At 67.8% G+C, this 15,318-nt stretch carries 15 protein-coding genes; all 15 read left to right on the top strand.

Annotation, left to right across the window (positions count from 1 at the left end; translation table 11 throughout):
- Window positions 1-34: 34 nt before the first annotated feature.
- Complete coding sequence (locus AC0IZJ_RS24415; RefSeq protein ID WP_471854225.1) at window positions 35-2,092, top strand: pseudouridine synthase; 2,058 nt, start codon at window positions 35-37, stop codon at window positions 2,090-2,092.
- 84 nt (window positions 2,093-2,176) lie between these two features.
- Window positions 2,177-2,605, top strand: a complete 429-nt coding sequence (ndk, locus tag AC0IZJ_RS24420) for a nucleoside-diphosphate kinase (protein ID WP_394483748.1) — start codon at window positions 2,177-2,179, stop codon at window positions 2,603-2,605.
- A 40-nt stretch (window positions 2,606-2,645) separates the two neighbouring features.
- Complete coding sequence (rlmN, locus tag AC0IZJ_RS24425) at window positions 2,646-3,839, top strand: dual-specificity RNA methyltransferase RlmN (protein WP_471854227.1); 1,194 nt, start codon at window positions 2,646-2,648, stop codon at window positions 3,837-3,839.
- Window positions 3,840-3,868: 29 nt separating this feature from the next.
- Window positions 3,869-4,654 carry a type IV pilus biogenesis/stability protein PilW gene (gene pilW / locus AC0IZJ_RS24430; protein ID WP_471854229.1) on the top strand — a complete coding sequence of 262 codons (786 nt, stop codon included), beginning with the start codon at window positions 3,869-3,871 and terminating at the stop codon, window positions 4,652-4,654.
- Between the two features lie 13 nt (window positions 4,655-4,667).
- On the top strand, window positions 4,668-5,558 hold the full coding sequence (locus AC0IZJ_RS24435) for a helix-turn-helix domain-containing protein (RefSeq protein ID WP_471854231.1): 891 nt from the start codon (window positions 4,668-4,670) through the stop codon (window positions 5,556-5,558).
- The gene (gene ispG, locus AC0IZJ_RS24440; protein ID WP_471854232.1) at window positions 5,558-6,820 is read left to right on the top strand and encodes a flavodoxin-dependent (E)-4-hydroxy-3-methylbut-2-enyl-diphosphate synthase; all 1,263 of its coding nucleotides are present in this window, start codon (window positions 5,558-5,560) and stop codon (window positions 6,818-6,820) included. The genes AC0IZJ_RS24435 and ispG overlap by 1 nt, the downstream gene beginning before the upstream one ends.
- Window positions 6,817-8,154 carry a histidine--tRNA ligase gene (gene hisS / locus AC0IZJ_RS24445; RefSeq protein WP_471854233.1) on the top strand — a complete coding sequence of 446 codons (1,338 nt, stop codon included), beginning with the start codon at window positions 6,817-6,819 and terminating at the stop codon, window positions 8,152-8,154. Before ispG ends, hisS begins: the two co-directional genes overlap by 4 nt.
- A gap of 36 nt (window positions 8,155-8,190) precedes the next feature.
- Window positions 8,191-8,859 carry a YfgM family protein gene (locus AC0IZJ_RS24450; protein WP_471854234.1) on the top strand — a complete coding sequence of 223 codons (669 nt, stop codon included), beginning with the start codon at window positions 8,191-8,193 and terminating at the stop codon, window positions 8,857-8,859.
- Complete coding sequence (gene bamB / locus AC0IZJ_RS24455; protein WP_471854235.1) at window positions 8,856-10,001, top strand: outer membrane protein assembly factor BamB; 1,146 nt, start codon at window positions 8,856-8,858, stop codon at window positions 9,999-10,001. Before AC0IZJ_RS24450 ends, bamB begins: the two co-directional genes overlap by 4 nt.
- Window positions 9,998-11,335, top strand: a complete 1,338-nt coding sequence (gene der, locus AC0IZJ_RS24460) for a ribosome biogenesis GTPase Der (protein WP_471854236.1) — start codon at window positions 9,998-10,000, stop codon at window positions 11,333-11,335. The genes bamB and der overlap by 4 nt, the downstream gene beginning before the upstream one ends.
- Window positions 11,336-11,426: 91 nt before the next feature.
- On the top strand, window positions 11,427-11,669 hold the full coding sequence (gene hfq, locus AC0IZJ_RS24465; RefSeq protein WP_056198163.1) for an RNA chaperone Hfq: 243 nt from the start codon (window positions 11,427-11,429) through the stop codon (window positions 11,667-11,669).
- Window positions 11,670-11,691: 22 nt separating this feature from the next.
- The gene (hflX, locus tag AC0IZJ_RS24470; RefSeq protein ID WP_471854374.1) at window positions 11,692-12,924 is read left to right on the top strand and encodes a GTPase HflX; all 1,233 of its coding nucleotides are present in this window, start codon (window positions 11,692-11,694) and stop codon (window positions 12,922-12,924) included.
- Window positions 12,921-14,168 carry an FtsH protease activity modulator HflK gene (gene hflK / locus AC0IZJ_RS24475; protein ID WP_471854238.1) on the top strand — a complete coding sequence of 416 codons (1,248 nt, stop codon included), beginning with the start codon at window positions 12,921-12,923 and terminating at the stop codon, window positions 14,166-14,168. Before hflX ends, hflK begins: the two co-directional genes overlap by 4 nt.
- Before the next feature lie 15 nt (window positions 14,169-14,183).
- On the top strand, window positions 14,184-15,080 hold the full coding sequence (gene hflC, locus AC0IZJ_RS24480; protein WP_471854240.1) for a protease modulator HflC: 897 nt from the start codon (window positions 14,184-14,186) through the stop codon (window positions 15,078-15,080).
- Window positions 15,077-15,259 (top strand): DUF2065 domain-containing protein, encoded by a 183-nt coding sequence (locus AC0IZJ_RS24485; protein ID WP_471854242.1) that lies wholly within the window; start codon window positions 15,077-15,079, stop codon window positions 15,257-15,259. Before hflC ends, AC0IZJ_RS24485 begins: the two co-directional genes overlap by 4 nt.
- Window positions 15,260-15,318: the final 59 nt, after the last annotated feature.

Below are 15,318 nucleotides of genomic sequence, written 5' to 3' on the forward strand. Positions count from 1 at the left end.
CCCCCACGCCCCCGCAACCCCAGCACTGACCCGCATGAACGACGCTGCCGATCAAGACAAGCCCCTGCCTTCCGCCGCTGACGCCGAAGCGCCAGCAACGCCCAAGCGCCGCCGCACGACGGCCAAGGTTGCGGCTGACGCTGCGCCTGCAGTCGCGGAGGTTGCTGAATCCGTTGAAGCCGCTGTGCCTGTGAAGCGCACGCGCCGCAAGGCAGAAGCGGTCGTGGAAGAGGCCGCGCTGGTGCCCGAGGCCGCGCCCGCAGAGGACGTGCCGGTGCCAGCCCGCAAGCGCGCACCTCGCAAGACGGCAGTGGCCAAGGTGGACGAGGCCGCCTCCGGCGCTGTCGCCGAAGCGCCGCCGGCACCCGTCCAGGTGCCGATCTTCACGCTGGCCGATGAGGCGCCTGCCGTGGCGGCGCCAGTGGGTGGCGATGCGGATGAGGAGGGTTCGGAAGACGACGCCGACGGTGAAGACGGCGAGCGTGGTGGCCGTGGCCGCAACCGCCGCCGCAACCGCAAGGAGCGCGCCGAGCGTCCGACGGACGCCGAGGTGGCTGTTGGCGCGGGCAGCGTGGGAAGCGCAGGCAGCGGCGAGCTGCCGGTTCCGGCACTTTCGCAGGAACTCGTCGAGGCCGCGGGGGCGCGCTTTGCCGATGTGCTGTCGGGCAATCTGGACGTCGAATCCGAAGGCCCTGTCGGGGAGCCGCCTCAGCTGAGGCCCGAATCTTCGGGCGATGAGGCAGAAGGTGCCGCAGAGGGCGAGGCCAAGCGCGTGCTGGCACCCGATGCCGATGCGCCCAAGCTCCAGAAGGTGCTGGCGCAGTCCGGCATCGGTTCGCGCCGCGACATCGAGGAGTGGATCGCCGAGGGCAAGATCGAGGTCAACGGCCAGGTCGCGCATGTCGGCCAGCGCATCTCCTTCGGCGACCGCGTGCGCGTCAACGGCAAGGATGTCCGCATCCGCATCTCGCCGCCCAACCCGCGCATCCTGGCCTATCACAAGCCGACCGGCGAGGTCTCGACCTTCAACGACCCGGAAGGCCGCCCGACGGTGTTCCGCTCGCTGCCGCGCGTGCAGGGCCAGAAGTGGCAGTCCGTCGGTCGCCTGGACATCAACACCGAGGGCCTGCTGCTGTTCACGAACTCCGGCGAGCTGGCCAACCAGCTGATGCACCCGCGCTTCGGCGTCGAGCGTGAGTACGCCGCTCGTGTGCTGGGCGCCCTGAGCGATGAGCAGCGCGCCAAGCTGCTCGACGGCGTCAACGTCGAGGGCCAGGTGGCCGCCTTCAAGAGCATCGAGGACGGCGGCGGCGAAGGCGCCAACCGCTGGTACCGCGTCGTCATCACCGAAGGCCGCAACCGCGAGGTGCGCAAACTCTTCGAGGCGGTCGGCATGGTCGTGAGCCGCCTGATCCGCATCCGCTACGGCACCGTCGTGCTGCCGCGCGGCCTGAAGCGCGGCGTCTGGGTCGAACTGGGCGACGACGACGTGCGCGTCATCCGCCGCCTGGCCGGCCACACGTCCAACGCGGGGCAGGGCCAGCAAGGCGAAGGTTTCAACCAGGGCCTGCGGCAAAACCAGGGCCAGGGTGGCCAGCAGGGCAGGGCCCAGCCGCCGCAGCAGCAGGGCAACAAGAACGACCGCAACAAGCGCCGCAATGACGAGCGCCACAGCGGCAGCGGCGGCCCGCGCCCGAGCCGCCCGCCCGAGGCTCAGCAGCCGCAGCAGGTGCGCCCGCCGCGCGAGGAGCGCGCACCCCGCCGGGATGACGACGAGGACGACGGCTTCATTCCGCACCACATCAACCCTTTGGAGCAGACCTTCGACCGGCGCCAGGCCACCAGCGGCAAGCGTGGCTTCCCGCAGGGTTTCGGTGCCGGCGGCAGCCAGCAGGCCAACAAGCCGGGCCAGGGCGGCGGCAACAAGGGCAACGGCCCGCGTGAGCCTGATCCCTTGCAGACCTCGGTGGGCTACATCGGCGGCGACGCCTTCCTGCGCCGCGGCGGCGGCGGTGGCGGCCGTGGTGGCAAGGGCGGCGGTGGCGGCGGTGGGGGTGGCCGCTCCGGCGGCGGATACGGCGGTCGCCGTTGAAGCGGCTTGGGTGACCCTGACTAGGGTCATCCCTGCCCGCTACAATCGCAGGCTTTGTCCAATACAGCCCTTCAGGAGAACTCCATGGCGATCGAAACCACCCTGTCCATCATCAAGCCCGATGCCGTGGCGAAGAACGTCATCGGCCAGATCTACGCCCGTTTCGAAGGCGCCGGCCTGAAGATCGTCGCGGCCAAGCTGGTCCAGCTGTCGCGTGCCGACGCCGAGGCTTTCTACGCCGTGCACAAGGCCCGCCCCTTCTTCAACGACCTGGTCAACTTCATGATCTCCGGCCCGGTGATGATCCAGGCGCTGCAAGGCGAAGGCGCCATCCTGAAGAACCGTGACCTGATGGGCGCGACCGATCCGAAGAAGGCCGAGAAGGGCACGATCCGCGCCGACTTTGCCGACAGCATCGATGCCAACGCCGTGCACGGCTCCGACGCCGCCGAAACGGCCGCCGTCGAAGTGGCGTTCTTCTTCCCTGGCATGAACGTCTACGCTGCCAAGTAAACCCCCAACGGGGTCGGTGACCCCGGCCCAGGAAGCTCGTATGGACGCGGTCAATCTCCTTGGCTTCGATCTGCAAGGCCTTGCCGCCTACTGCGAGCAACTGGGCGAAAAGAAGTTCCGTGCGACCCAGCTGTTCCGCTGGGTCCACCAAAAGGGCGCGTCGGACTTCGAACAGATGTCCGACCTCGCCAAGTCCCTGCGCGACAAGCTCAAGGGGCGAGCTCACATCAGCGCGCTGCAAGTGATCTCCGAGCATGTCTCGAAGGACGGCACGATCAAGTGGCTGTTCGACGTCGGCAATGGCGATGCGGTCGAGGCGGTGTTCATTCCCGAATTCGGAGATGCCGGGCCGTCCCAAATCGCCGAAGCGGCCCCTCGGGGGGCAGCCGCCAGAGGCGGCCAGGGGCCAACGGTTCTCGATCGAGGCACGCTCTGCATCTCCAGCCAGGCCGGTTGCGCCGTTGGCTGCCGCTTCTGCTCGACCGGGCACCAGGGTTTCAGCCGCAACCTGACGACGGCCGAGATCACCGCCCAGCTCTGGTTCGCCGAGCACAACCTGCGCAAGCGCCTCAACACCGAGGAGCGGGTGATCTCCAACGTCGTCATGATGGGCATGGGCGAGCCCTTGCAGAACTATGACCAGCTCGTGCCGTCGCTCAAGACCATGCTGGACGACCATGCCTACGGCCTGAGCCGTCGCCGCGTGACGGTGTCGACCTCCGGCGTCGTGCCCATGATCGACCGGCTGCGCGAGGACTGCCCCGTGGCCATGGCCGTCAGCCTGCACGCGCCGATCGACCCGCTGCGCGACCAGCTCGTGCCGCTGAACAAAAAGTACCCCATTGCCGAGCTGCTGGACGCCTGCAACCGCTACCTCGAGAAGGCGCCGCGCGACTTCATCACCTTCGAGTACTGCATGCTCCAGGAGGTGAACGACTCGCCCGAGCTGGCGCACTCATTGGTGAAGCTGCTCAAGGGCAAGGTCGGTTGCAAGATCAACCTGATCCCGTTCAACCCCTTCCCTGCGTCGGGCCTGACGCGCAGCACCGATGCGCGCGTGAAGGCCTTTGCAGAGGTGCTGATCCAGGCCGGCATCGTGACGACGGTGCGCAAGACGCGCGGTGACGACATCGACGCAGCCTGCGGCCAGCTGGCGGGCGAGGTGCAGGACCGCACCCGCGCGCATATCCGCATGGTCAGGGCGCCCGTGACGGTGGCCAAATCCGCCCCGTGACACGCTTGGTGTCCAACCCAGAGGATTTGATGAAGCGACTGCTGACCGTCCTGACCGCCACCCTGCTCGCCGCCTGCGCGACCACCGGCACCGCACCCACCGCCGAGCGCGAGATCAAGACCGATTCGGACCAGACCGATGCCGACCGTCGGGCGGCCATCCGGCTGGAGCTGGCCCAGGGCTATTTCTCGCGCGGCCAGTTCAACACGGCGCTCGACGAGCTCAAGCTCGCGCTGCAGGCCAAGCCGGACATGCGCGAGGCTGTCAACCTGCGCGGCCTCATCTACGCCTCCATGGGCGATTTCCCACTGGCAGAGGAAACCTTCCGCCGCGCGCTGGCCGTCTATCCCAACGACCCCGACACCCTGCACAACTACGGTTGGTTCATGTGCCAGCAGCAGCGCTGGCCCACGGCCGACTCGCTGTTCGACCAGGCGCTGGCCCAGTCGACCTACCGCTCGCCGGCCCGCACGCTGCTGGCCAAAGGCGTCTGCGAGGCCCGCGCCGGCCGCCTGCTGGTCGCCGAGAAGACGCTGTCGCGCGCCTTCGAGCTGGACCCGAGCAGTCCGGTCATCGCCGTCAATCTGTCCGAGGTGCTGTTCCGCAACCGCGAGCTGGAGCGCGCGCGCTTCTATGTGAAGCGCGTCAACGATCAGCCCGAGCAGCTGAACGCGCAGAGCCTGTGGCTGCAGCTGCGCATCGAGCGCAAGCTCAGTCATACCAACGTCGTTGACGACCTGGCCCAGATGCTGCGCCGCAGGTTCCCGCAGGCCCCCGAGACGCAGGCGCTGGACGCCGGCCGTTACGAAGACTAAGAAGAACAAGACGATGGAACCCATTTCCGAGGGACGGGCCCAAGAGCCGACCACCGCCGGCGCCTGGCTCAGGGCCGCCCGCCAGCAGCGCGGCCTGCATATCGCGGCCCTGGCCGTCATGCTCAAGGTGCCGCAGGCCAAGCTGGAGGCGCTGGAGGGTGACCGCTTCACCGAGCTGCCCGACGCGACCTTCGCGCGCGCGCTGGCCACGGCCGTGTGCCGCGCGCTCAAGGTGGACTCAGGTCCCGTGCTGGCCTTGCTGCCGCGAACCAGCGAGCTGGGTTTTGATGTGCGCCCGGGACTCAACCAGCCCTTCCGCGAGCGCGGCGCCGGCCCCATCGACGGCGGCTTGCTGTCCTTGTTGAAGCGGCCCGTCGTCTGGGGCCTGGGACTGCTGCTGATCGTCGCGGCAGCCATCTACTGGGTGCCAGCCGGCTGGCTGGAGCACGAGCCAACGCCGGCCTTTCCCCCGGTTGCGCTGCCGGCCTCCGGTGTCATGACGAGCGCAGCCAGTGCGCCGGTCGTCGAATTCATTCCGGCGCCAGTGGCGGCGGCTTCTGAGCCGGTGCTGGCAATGTCGCCGCCGGTCGTGGCCGCCTCGGCGCCGGCCGTGATCGCATCCGCGCCAGCTCCTGTCGCAGCCGCAGTCAGCCCGGCCCTCCCAACTGGCCCGGCGCTGCGCGTGACGGCCACCGCCGACAGCTGGATCGAGGTCGTCGACGCCAAGGGCCAGACGCTGCTTTCGCGCGTGCTGCGCCAGGGTGAGCAGCAGGATTTCAGCGGCGCTGCACCCTACAAGGTGCGCGTCGGCAATGTGAGCGGCACGAAGATCGAGTGGCGCGGCAGCGCCTACGACCTGAACGCGCGTGCAAGCAACAACATCGCTCGAGTGGAGTTGAACTGATGAGCGAATACATCATTCCCGAAGCGGCGCCCGCGCCGCGCAAGAGCCGCCAGGCCCGCGTGACCTGGGGCAGCCGTGTCGTCACCGTGGGTGGCGACGCGCCGGTGCGTGTGCAGTCGATGACGAACACCGACACGGTGGACGCCATCGGCACGGCCATCCAGGTCAAGGAGCTGGCCATCGCTGGCTCGGAGATGGTGCGCATCACCGTCAACACGCCCGAGGCGGCCGAGCAGGTGCCCTACATCCGCGAGCAGTTGGACCGCATGGGTATCGATGTGCCGCTGGTGGGCGACTTCCACTACAACGGGCACCGCCTGCTGACCGAGTACCCGGCGATGGCGCAGGCGCTGTCCAAGTACCGCATCAACCCCGGCAACGTCGGCAAGGGCGACAAGAAGGACCGCCAGTTCGCGATGATGGTGGAGGCCGCCGCCAGGTACGACAAGGTCGTGCGCATCGGCGTCAACTGGGGCAGCCTGGACCAGGAGTTGCTCGCCCAGTTCATGGACGAGAACGCCCGCCGGGCCCAGCCCTGGGATGCCAAGCCGGTCATGTACCAGGCCCTCATCGAGTCCGCACTCACGTCAGCCGACTACGCCGCCGAGCTGGGCCTGAACCGCGACAACATCATCATCAGCTGCAAGGTCAGCGGCGTGCAGGACCTGATCTCGGTCTACCGCGAACTGGCCCGCCGCTGCGACTACGCGCTGCACCTGGGCCTGACCGAAGCTGGCATGGGCACCAAGGGCACGGTGGCCTCCAGCGTCGCGCTGGGCATCCTGGCGCAGGAAGGCATTGGCGACACCATCCGCGTCAGCCTCACGCCGCAGCCGGGCGAGTCGCGCACGCAGGAGGTCGTCGTCGCGCTGGAGATCCTGCAAGCCCTGGGCCTGCGCCACTTCAACCCGAGCGTGACGGCCTGCCCCGGCTGCGGCCGCACGACGAGCACCACCTTCCAGGAACTGGCCAAGCAGATCGACGACTTCCTGCGCCTGCAGATGCCGGTCTGGCGCAACAAGTACCCCGGCGTCGAGGAGATGAAGGTGGCCGTCATGGGCTGCATCGTCAACGGCCCGGGCGAGAGCAAGCATGCCGACATCGGCATCAGCCTGCCCGGCACCGGCGAGGCGCCGGCGGCGCCCGTCTTCATCGACGGCGTGAAGGCGCTGACGCTGCGCGGCGACAACATCGCCAACGAGTTCCACGCGCTGGTCGAGAACTACATCGAGAAGCGCTTTGGCGCGACCGCTACCGCATGAGTGAAAGCAAGAAGGTCCAGCCCACGCAACAGGCGAGCGATCGGAAGACGACCCTTCAGGCCGTCAAGGGCATGAACGACATCCTGCCGCCGGAATCGGCGCGCTGGGAGCAACTTGAAGCGACGATGCGCAGCGTGCTGGCGCGCTACGGCTACAGCAACGTGCGTGTGCCCATCGTCGAACCGACCGCGCTGTTCGTGCGCGGCATCGGCGAGGTGACGGACATCGTCGAGAAGGAGATGTACGCCTTCGAGGATCGTGCCGACAAGCACGGCCAGGCCGAGCACCTGGCGCTGCGCCCCGAGGGCACGGCCGGCGTCGTGCGGGCCATGATCGAACACAGCTACCTGCGTGACAGCCCGCGCCGCCTGTACTACGTCGGCCCGATGTTCCGCCGCGAGAAGCCGCAGAAGGGTCGCTACCGCCAGTTCCACCAGATGGGCATCGAGGCGCTGGGCTTTGCCGGCCCGGACGTGGACGCCGAGGTCATCCTGCTGGCCCGCGCGCTGTGGCGCGAGCTGGGCCTGAAGGAGGGTGTGGACGTCACGCTGGAGATCAACTGTCTGGGCCAGCCCGAGGAGCGCCGTGCGCACCGCGAGGCGCTCATCAGCTACCTTGAACAGCACCAGGACGTGCTGGACGAAGAAGCCAAGCGCCGCATGTACGCCAACCCGTTGCGTGTGCTCGACACCAAGAACCCTGCCATGCAGGCCATGGCCGAGGGCGCGCCGCAGCTGTTGGACTTCCTGGGTGTCGAATCTCAGGCCCACTTCAGCGGCGTGAAGGCGCTGCTGGAGTCGGTCGGGCTGGCCTACCGCATCAACCCCCGCCTCGTGCGGGGCCTGGACTACTACAACCTCACCGTCTTCGAGTGGGTCACCGACAAGCTCGGCGCCCAGGGCACGGTCTGCGCCGGTGGCCGGTATGACGGCCTCGTCGAGCAGCTCGGCGGCAAGCCGACGCCGGCCGTCGGCTTCGGCCTGGGTCTGGAGCGGCTGCTGCTGCTGCTGGAGACGCTGGGTCTGCAGTCGCCCGCACCCGCGCCCGATGTCTACGCCGTCGTGCCCGACCCCGCCGAGCTGCCACGCATCCTGCCCGCGCTGGAAGCGCTGCGCGCAGCCGGTGTCGCCGTGCAGATGCATGCCGGCGGCGGCTCGTTCAAGTCGCAGTTCAAGAAGGCCGACGCCTCCGGCGCCCGCTTCGCGCTGGTCTTTGGCGGTGACGAACTCGCTCGTGGCGAAGTAAGCCTGAAATCGCTGCGCGAAGGCAGTGAACAGGTCGCCCGCCCGCTCGCCGACGTGGCCGCCTGGGCGGCCGAGTTGCGCACCGCATAATCCCGGGCCCTGCCCGAACCACGCTGTATTCCTCTCATGGCATCGCATCTCGACCTCGAAGAACAAGAACAACTCGACCAGCTCAAGGCCTTCTGGAAGCGCTGGGGCAATCTCATCACCTGGGCGCTGACCGCCGTCCTCGCTGCCTTTGCAGCCTGGCAGGGCTGGACCTGGTACCAGCGCGAGCAGGCCGCCAAGGCCGCAGCGATGTACGAGGAGTTCGACCGCGCCCTCACGGCCCAGGACGCCGACAAGGCCGCCGCCGCTGCGGGTGACCTGAAGACACGCTATGCCGGTACCGGCTATGCCGCCCAGGCCGGCCTGCAGGTCGCCAAGCTGCAGCTCGACAAGGGCAAGGCCGACGAGGCCAAGCAAAGCCTGACCTGGGTGGCAGAGCAGGGCTCCGAGACCGCCTACCGAGACCTCGCCCGCCTGCGTCTGGCCGGCCTGCAGCTCGACGCCAAGGCCTTCGACGAAGCGACCAAGACGCTGGACGCGATCAAGTCCGCCGAGTTCGCGCCTCTGGTGGCCGACCGGCGCGGCGACGCCCTGCTGCTGCAGGACAAGCGCGACGCCGCCAAGGCCGAGTACCAGAAGGCCCTGGCCGGCCTGGAGAAGACGCAGGACTACCGCCGCATCGTCGAGGCCAAGCTGGCCACGCTGGGCGTGCCCACCGTCGTCGAAACCACCGGAGCCGCGCAATGAAGCGCCTCGTTCAGATCACGCTGATGTCCCTGGCGGCGGCCTCGCTGTCGGGCTGCTCGACGATCTCGTCGACGTGGAACAACTGGTTTGGTGACGCCAAGACCAAGCCCGCCGTGCTGGAGACGCTGTCGGGCCCGGCCACCGGTCGCGTCGTCTGGAGTGCCAAGGGCGGCGATGTCAGCTTCCCGCTCAGCATCGCGACGCTCGGCGACAGCTTCGTCGTGGCCAGCAACGACGGCAATGTGCGTGCCCTGGCCGCCGCCGACGGCCGCGAGCTGTGGCGCGGTGACGCCGGCGCCAAGCTGGCCGCCGGCATCGGCAGCGACGGTCGCTTCGCAGCGGTGGTCAACCGCGACAACGAACTCGTCGTGCTGGACGTCGGCCGCGTCGTCTGGAAGAAGGCGCTGCCAACGCCCGTCATCGCCGCGCCGCTGGTAGCCGGCGAGCGCGTCTTCGCGCTGACGCTGGACCGCCAGGTGCTCGCCTTCGACGCCCTCGACGGCCGCAAGATCTGGGAAATGCGCCGCCCCGGCGAGCCGCTGACGCTGGCCAAGGCCGGCGTGCTGCTGGCCTACAAGGACACCCTCATCGTTGGCCAGGGCTCGCGCCTGGCCGGTGTCGACCCGCTCAAGGGCCAGTTGCGCTGGGAGGCCAGCGTGGCCACGCCGCGCGGCACCAACGAGGTCGAGCGCCTGGCCGACCTCGTCGGCCCGGCCGTGCGGCAGGGCGAGGTGATCTGCGCGCGCGCCTTCCAGTCCTCCGTCGGCTGCGTCAACGCCGAGCGCGGCAGCGCGCTCTGGAACCGCGTGGTCGGCGGCACCAACGGCATCGGCGCGGACGACCAGGTCGTCGTCGCGGGAGATGCCTCGGACCGTCTGTCCGCCTGGAAGCTGGCCAACGGCGACCTGGCCTGGTCGGCCGACCAGTTCCAACTGCGCAAGCTCTCCGCCCCGGTGGTGCTGAACAAGCAGGTGCTGGTGGGCGACTATGAAGGCCAGATCCACCTGCTGGACCGCGACACCGGCAAGACCCGCTCGCGCATCGCCACCGATGGCTCGCCCATCGCCGCTATCGCGCTGCTGGGCGACACCGCCCTGGTCGCGACCAGGAACGGTGGCCTGTTCGCCATCAAGGCCGAATGAAACCCGTCATCGCGCTCGTCGGCCGCCCCAACGTCGGCAAGTCGACGCTGTTCAACCGCCTGACGAAGTCGCGCGACGCCATCGTGGCCGACTTCGCCGGCCTGACGCGCGACCGCCACTACGGCGACGGCCGCATGGGCGACCGCGAGTTCATCTGCATCGACACCGGCGGCTTCGAGCCCGACAGCAGCACCGGCATCATCAAAGAGATGGCGAAGCAGACGAAGCAGGCGGTGGCCGAGGCCGACGCCGTCATCTTCGTCGTCGACATCCGCCTGGGGCTTTCGGCCCACGACAGCGACATTGCCCGCTACCTGCGCAGCGTCAACAAGCGCGTGCACCTGGCCGTCAACAAGGCCGAGGGCATGAGCGAGTCGCCGCTGATGAACGAGTTCCATGAACTCGGCATGGGCGAACCGCACCCGATCTCGTCGGCCCACGGCCAGGGCATACGCAGCCTGCTCGACGCCGTGCTGGAGCCGTTTGAAGACGCCACCGAGGAGTTCGGCGCCGGCCCGCAGGAAGACGGCGTCATCCGCTTGGCGGTGGCGGGCCGCCCCAACGTCGGCAAGAGCACGCTGATCAACACCTGGCTGGGCGAGGAGCGCCTTGTCGCCTTCGACATGCCGGGCACCACGCGCGACGCCATCTCGGTGGATTTCGAGCGCAATGGCCAGAAGTTCAAGCTCATCGACACGGCCGGCCTGCGCCGCAAGGGCAAGGTCTTCGAGGCCATCGAAAAGTTCTCGGTCGTCAAGACGCTGCAGGCCATTGCCGACGCGCACGTCGTGCTGCTGCTGCTGGACGCGACGCAAGGCGTGACCGACCAGGACGCCCACATCGCCGGCTACATCCTGGACAGCGGCCGCGCGGTGGTGCTCGCCCTGAACAAGTGGGATGCCGTCGACAGCTACCAGCGCGAAACCTTGCAGCGCCAGATCGAGCAGCGCCTGACCTTCCTGAAGTTCGCGCCCATGCACAACATCTCGGCGCTGAAGCGCCAGGGTTTGTCGGCGGTCTGGAACTCGCTGGCCGACGCCTATGCCTCGGCCTACCGCAAGATGACGACGCCGGTGCTGACCCGCCTCATCCAGGAGGCCACCGAGCACCAGCAGCCCAAGCGCTCGGGCGTGTCCCGCCCGAAGATGCGCTACGCCCACCAGGGCGGCCAGAACCCGCCCATCGTCGTCATCCACGGCAACGCGCTGGACGGCGTCACCGAGGTCTACAAGCGCTACCTCGAAGGCCGCATCCGCGCTCACTACAAGCTGGTCGGAACACCGCTGAAGATAGAGCTACGTTCTTCGAAGAATCCCTTCGACGAAAAGACCTAGGGTGACGGCCGGATGCGGCAAAACCCTGTGTTAAGGTCCAACCCGCATTCCCGTTTCCCCCCTCTTTCCCCCGAAAACTCGGAGCATACCGATGAGCAACAAAGGCCAACTTTTGCAGGATCCTTTTTTGAACCTGCTCCGCAAAGAGCATGTGCCGGTCTCGATCTATCTGGTCAACGGCATCAAGCTGCAAGGCCACATCGAATCGTTTGACCAGTATGTCGTGCTGCTTCGCAACACGGTGACCCAGATGGTCTACAAGCACGCGATCTCCACCGTCGTGCCGGGCCGTGCGGTCAACTTCCACGCTGGCGACGCCCCTGCGGACGCCTGATCCGACCCCCTTGTCCTCGACCATCGACAACGCCGCGACGCCGCCCTCCGAGGCGGCGCGCGCCATTCTTGTGGGTGTCGATTTCGGTCGGCAATCCGCCAAGCAAGGCTTCGACGAAAGCCTGGACGAGCTGGCGCTGCTGGCCGAGTCCGCCGGCGACACGCCCGTCGCCAAGGTCATTGCCCGCCGCCAGGCGCCCGACGCAGCGCTTTTCGTCGGCTCCGGCAAGGCCGACGAGATCAAGCTGCTCGTGCAGGCCCACCAGGCGCACACGGTGCTGTTCGACCAGGCCATCTCGCCCGCCCAGCAGCGCAACCTCGAAAAGGTGCTCGGCGTGCCCGTCGCCGATCGCACGGCGCTGATCCTCGAAATCTTTGCCGCCCGCGCGCAAAGCCACGAGGGCAAGCTGCAGGTCGAACTGGCGCGGCTGCAATACCTGTCCACACGACTCGTACGCCGCTGGAGCCATCTGGAGCGCCAGAGCGGCGGCATCGGCATGCGCGGCGGCCCCGGCGAGGCGCAGATCGAGCTGGACCGTCGCATGATCGAGGACCGCATCAAGAAGACCAAGGAACGCCTGAAGCAGGTGCAGCGCCAGCGCAGCACGCAGCGCAAGGCCCGTTCGCGCAACGGCGTGTTCAAGGTCTCTTTGGTCGGCTACACGAACGCGGGCAAGAGCACGCTGTTCAACGCGCTGACCAAGGCGCGCGCCTATGCCGCCAACCAGCTGTTCGCAACGCTGGACACCACGACGCGTTCGCTTTACCTCGAGCAGGCCGGCGCCAGCGTCTCGCTGTCCGACACGGTCGGCTTCATCCGCGACCTGCCGCACAAGCTCGTCGAAGCCTTCCGCGCGACGCTGCAGGAGGCGGCCGATGCCGACCTGCTGCTGCATGTCGTCGATGCTTCCAGCCCCGTGCTGGAGGAGCAGGTCGCCGAGGTCGAGCGCGTGCTGGAGGAAATCGGCGCCGGCGGCGTACCGCAGATCCTTGTCTACAACAAGCAGGACCTGCTGGCCGACGACCAGCGCCCGCGCGAGATCGTTGACGCGGTGCTGCGCGACGCCGGCGGTACCGGGCCTACGCCGCGCGTCTTCGTCAGCTCGCTGGACGGCAGCGGCCTGGCCGAACTGCGCCAGCTGATTGCAACGGCCATGCAGGCCCAGCCCTTGATTCCCGACGAGCGGGACCCACGTTTCGACTCTGATCCGTCGGACGACCCCGAGCCCTCTTCCTCAGACTCCTCGCAGGCATGAGCAGCACTTCCCACACACCGCCCCGCAGCCCTTGGGCGCAGCGTCTGATGACGCCCATCGCCAGAGCCGCGGGCCGGCTGCTGAACAACGGCCGCAACGACGGCCCGCCCGATCTCGACGAGCTCTGGCGCGACTTCAATCGCAAGCTCTCAGGCATGTTCGGCGGCAAGTCCGGCGGGCCTGCCAACCCTGGCGGTTCCGGCGGTGGCACGCCCGACATGAAGGGCGCCGGGATCGGCGCTGGCCTGATTGGCGTCGTCGTTGTCCTGGGCTGGCTGTCCAGCGGCTTCTTCATCGTGCAGGAAGGCCAGCAGGGCGTGGTCACGTCCTTCGGCAAGTACAGCAAGACGGTCGAGGCCGGCTTCCAGTGGCGCCTGCCCTACCCGCTGCAGCAGCACGAGGTGGTGTCGGTCACACAGCTGCAGCAGGTCGAGGTGGGTCGCAATGCGGTCGTGGCCGCAACGGGCCTGCGCGACTCCTCCATGCTGACGCAGGACGAGAACATCGTCGACATCCGCTTCACCGTGCAGTACACGATCAAGGACGCACGCGAGTTCCTGTTCGAGAACGCGCAACCCAAGGACGCCGTCATGCTGGCCGCCGAATCTGCGGTGCGCGAGATCGTCGGCAAGAGCACGATGGACTCGGTGCTGTACGAGCAGCGGGATGCGATCGCGACCGATCTGGCCAAGTCGGTGCAGCTGCAGCTGGACCGCCTGAAGGCCGGCATCCAGGTCAAGAACGTCAACGTGCTGAGCGTGCAGCCGCCTGAGCAGGTGCAGGCCGCCTTCGAAGACGCCTTCAAGGCCGGGCAGAACAAGGAACAGACAAAGAACGAGGCGCAGGCCTATGCCAACGAGGTCATCCCGCGCGCCCAGGGTGAGTCGGCCAAGCTGCGCGAGCAGTCCGAGGGCTACAAGGCCCGCGTCGTCGCCACGGCCGAGGGCGATTCGCAGCGCTTCAAGAGCGTGCTGACCGAATACCAGAAGGCGCCGCAGGTGACGCGTGATCGCCTCTACATCGATGCGATGCAGCAGGTCTACAGCAACGTCAGCAAGGTCATGGTGGATAGCAAGAGCGGCTCCAACATGCTCTACCTGCCGCTGGACAAGCTCCTGCAGCAGGGCAGTGGCAGCGTGACCGTGTCCGCTCCCCAGGCCACCACGCTACCCGACCCGCAGACCGTGCCCAGTGCCAACGACCTGCGCAGCCGTGACAACCAGCGCAGCCGCGACGGCCGCTGATCGAGGATGCCCTCCATGAATCGAATTGCCGCCATCGTCGCCGGCGCCCTCGTCGTGCTGATGCTGTTGTCGTCCATGCTCTTCATCGTTGACCAGCGTCAGTTCGCTGCGGTCTATGCGCTGGGCGAGATCAAGGAAGTCATCACCGAGCCAGGCCTGAAGTTCAAGCTGCCGCCGCCGTTCCAGAACGTCGTGCTGCTGGACCGCCGCGTGCAGACGCTGGACAGCGCCGAATCGCGCCCCATCTTCACGGCCGAGAAGAAGAGCCTCGTCATCGACTGGCTCATCAAGTGGCGCATCACCGAGCCGCGCCAGTTCATCCGCAACAACGGTGCGGACATGCGCAACATCGAGAACCGCCTCTCGCCCGTCGTGCAGGCGGCGTTCAACGAAGAGGTGACCAAGCGCACGGTCATCGCCGTGCTGGCCACCGAGCGCGAGAAAGTCATGAACGATGTGCGCAAGCGCCTGGCCGACGAGGCCAAGCAGTTCGGCATCGAGATCGTCGACGTGCGCATCAAGCGTGTGGACTTCGCCTCCGGCATCACTGACTCGGTCTATCGCCGCATGCAGTCCGAGCGCCAGCGCGTGGCTGCCGAAGCCCGCTCCACGGGCACGGCCGAGGGCGAGAAGATCAAGGCCGACGCCGACCGCCAGCGCGAAATCATCGTTGCCGAGGCTTATCGGGATGCGCAGAAGATCAAGGGTGAGGGCGACGCGAAGGCCTCGGCCCTGTATGCCGAAGCCTTCGGCCGCGACCCGCAGTTCGCGCAGTTCTATCGCTCGCTGGAAGCCTACCGCGCCAGCTTCGCGAAGAAGAGCGACGTGATGGTCGTCGACCCGAGCAGCGATTTCTTCAAAGCCATGCGGGGCTCCGGCTCTGCACCTGCCGCCGCCCCAGCGCGCAAGTGAACGAGCTGCTGGCCGCGCTGGCGTTGGTGCTGGTCATCGAGGGGCTGATGCCCCTGATCAGCCCGGCGCGCTGGCGTGAGGTCTTCAGCCGCGTGCTGGCGATGAACGACGGCCAGATCCGCTTCATCGGCCTCGCCAGCATCCTGGTCGGTCTGTTGGGACTGCTCTGGTTGCACTGATCTGAAGGCCGGGGCCGGGAGGCGCCGGTAGAATGCCGTTTTTAACCGCCTGCCTTCGC

The organism is Roseateles sp. AC306, from assembly GCF_979253795.1.

Coding starts and splice junctions, on each gene's coding strand:
- AC0IZJ_RS24415 (WP_471854225.1), top strand. CDS start 35: ATGAACGACGCTGCCGATCAAGACAAGCCCCTGCCTTCCGCCGCTGAC.
- AC0IZJ_RS24450 (WP_471854234.1), top strand. CDS start 8,191: ATGGCATCGCATCTCGACCTCGAAGAACAAGAACAACTCGACCAGCTC.
- pilW (WP_471854229.1), top strand. CDS start 3,869: ATGAAGCGACTGCTGACCGTCCTGACCGCCACCCTGCTCGCCGCCTGC.
- hflK (WP_471854238.1), top strand. CDS start 12,921: ATGAGCAGCACTTCCCACACACCGCCCCGCAGCCCTTGGGCGCAGCGT.
- hfq (WP_056198163.1), top strand. CDS start 11,427: ATGAGCAACAAAGGCCAACTTTTGCAGGATCCTTTTTTGAACCTGCTC.
- bamB (WP_471854235.1), top strand. CDS start 8,856: ATGAAGCGCCTCGTTCAGATCACGCTGATGTCCCTGGCGGCGGCCTCG.
- der (WP_471854236.1), top strand. CDS start 9,998: ATGAAACCCGTCATCGCGCTCGTCGGCCGCCCCAACGTCGGCAAGTCG.
- hflC (WP_471854240.1), top strand. CDS start 14,184: ATGAATCGAATTGCCGCCATCGTCGCCGGCGCCCTCGTCGTGCTGATG.
- ispG (WP_471854232.1), top strand. CDS start 5,558: ATGAGCGAATACATCATTCCCGAAGCGGCGCCCGCGCCGCGCAAGAGC.
- AC0IZJ_RS24435 (WP_471854231.1), top strand. CDS start 4,668: ATGGAACCCATTTCCGAGGGACGGGCCCAAGAGCCGACCACCGCCGGC.
- rlmN (WP_471854227.1), top strand. CDS start 2,646: ATGGACGCGGTCAATCTCCTTGGCTTCGATCTGCAAGGCCTTGCCGCC.
- ndk (WP_394483748.1), top strand. CDS start 2,177: ATGGCGATCGAAACCACCCTGTCCATCATCAAGCCCGATGCCGTGGCG.
- hisS (WP_471854233.1), top strand. CDS start 6,817: ATGAGTGAAAGCAAGAAGGTCCAGCCCACGCAACAGGCGAGCGATCGG.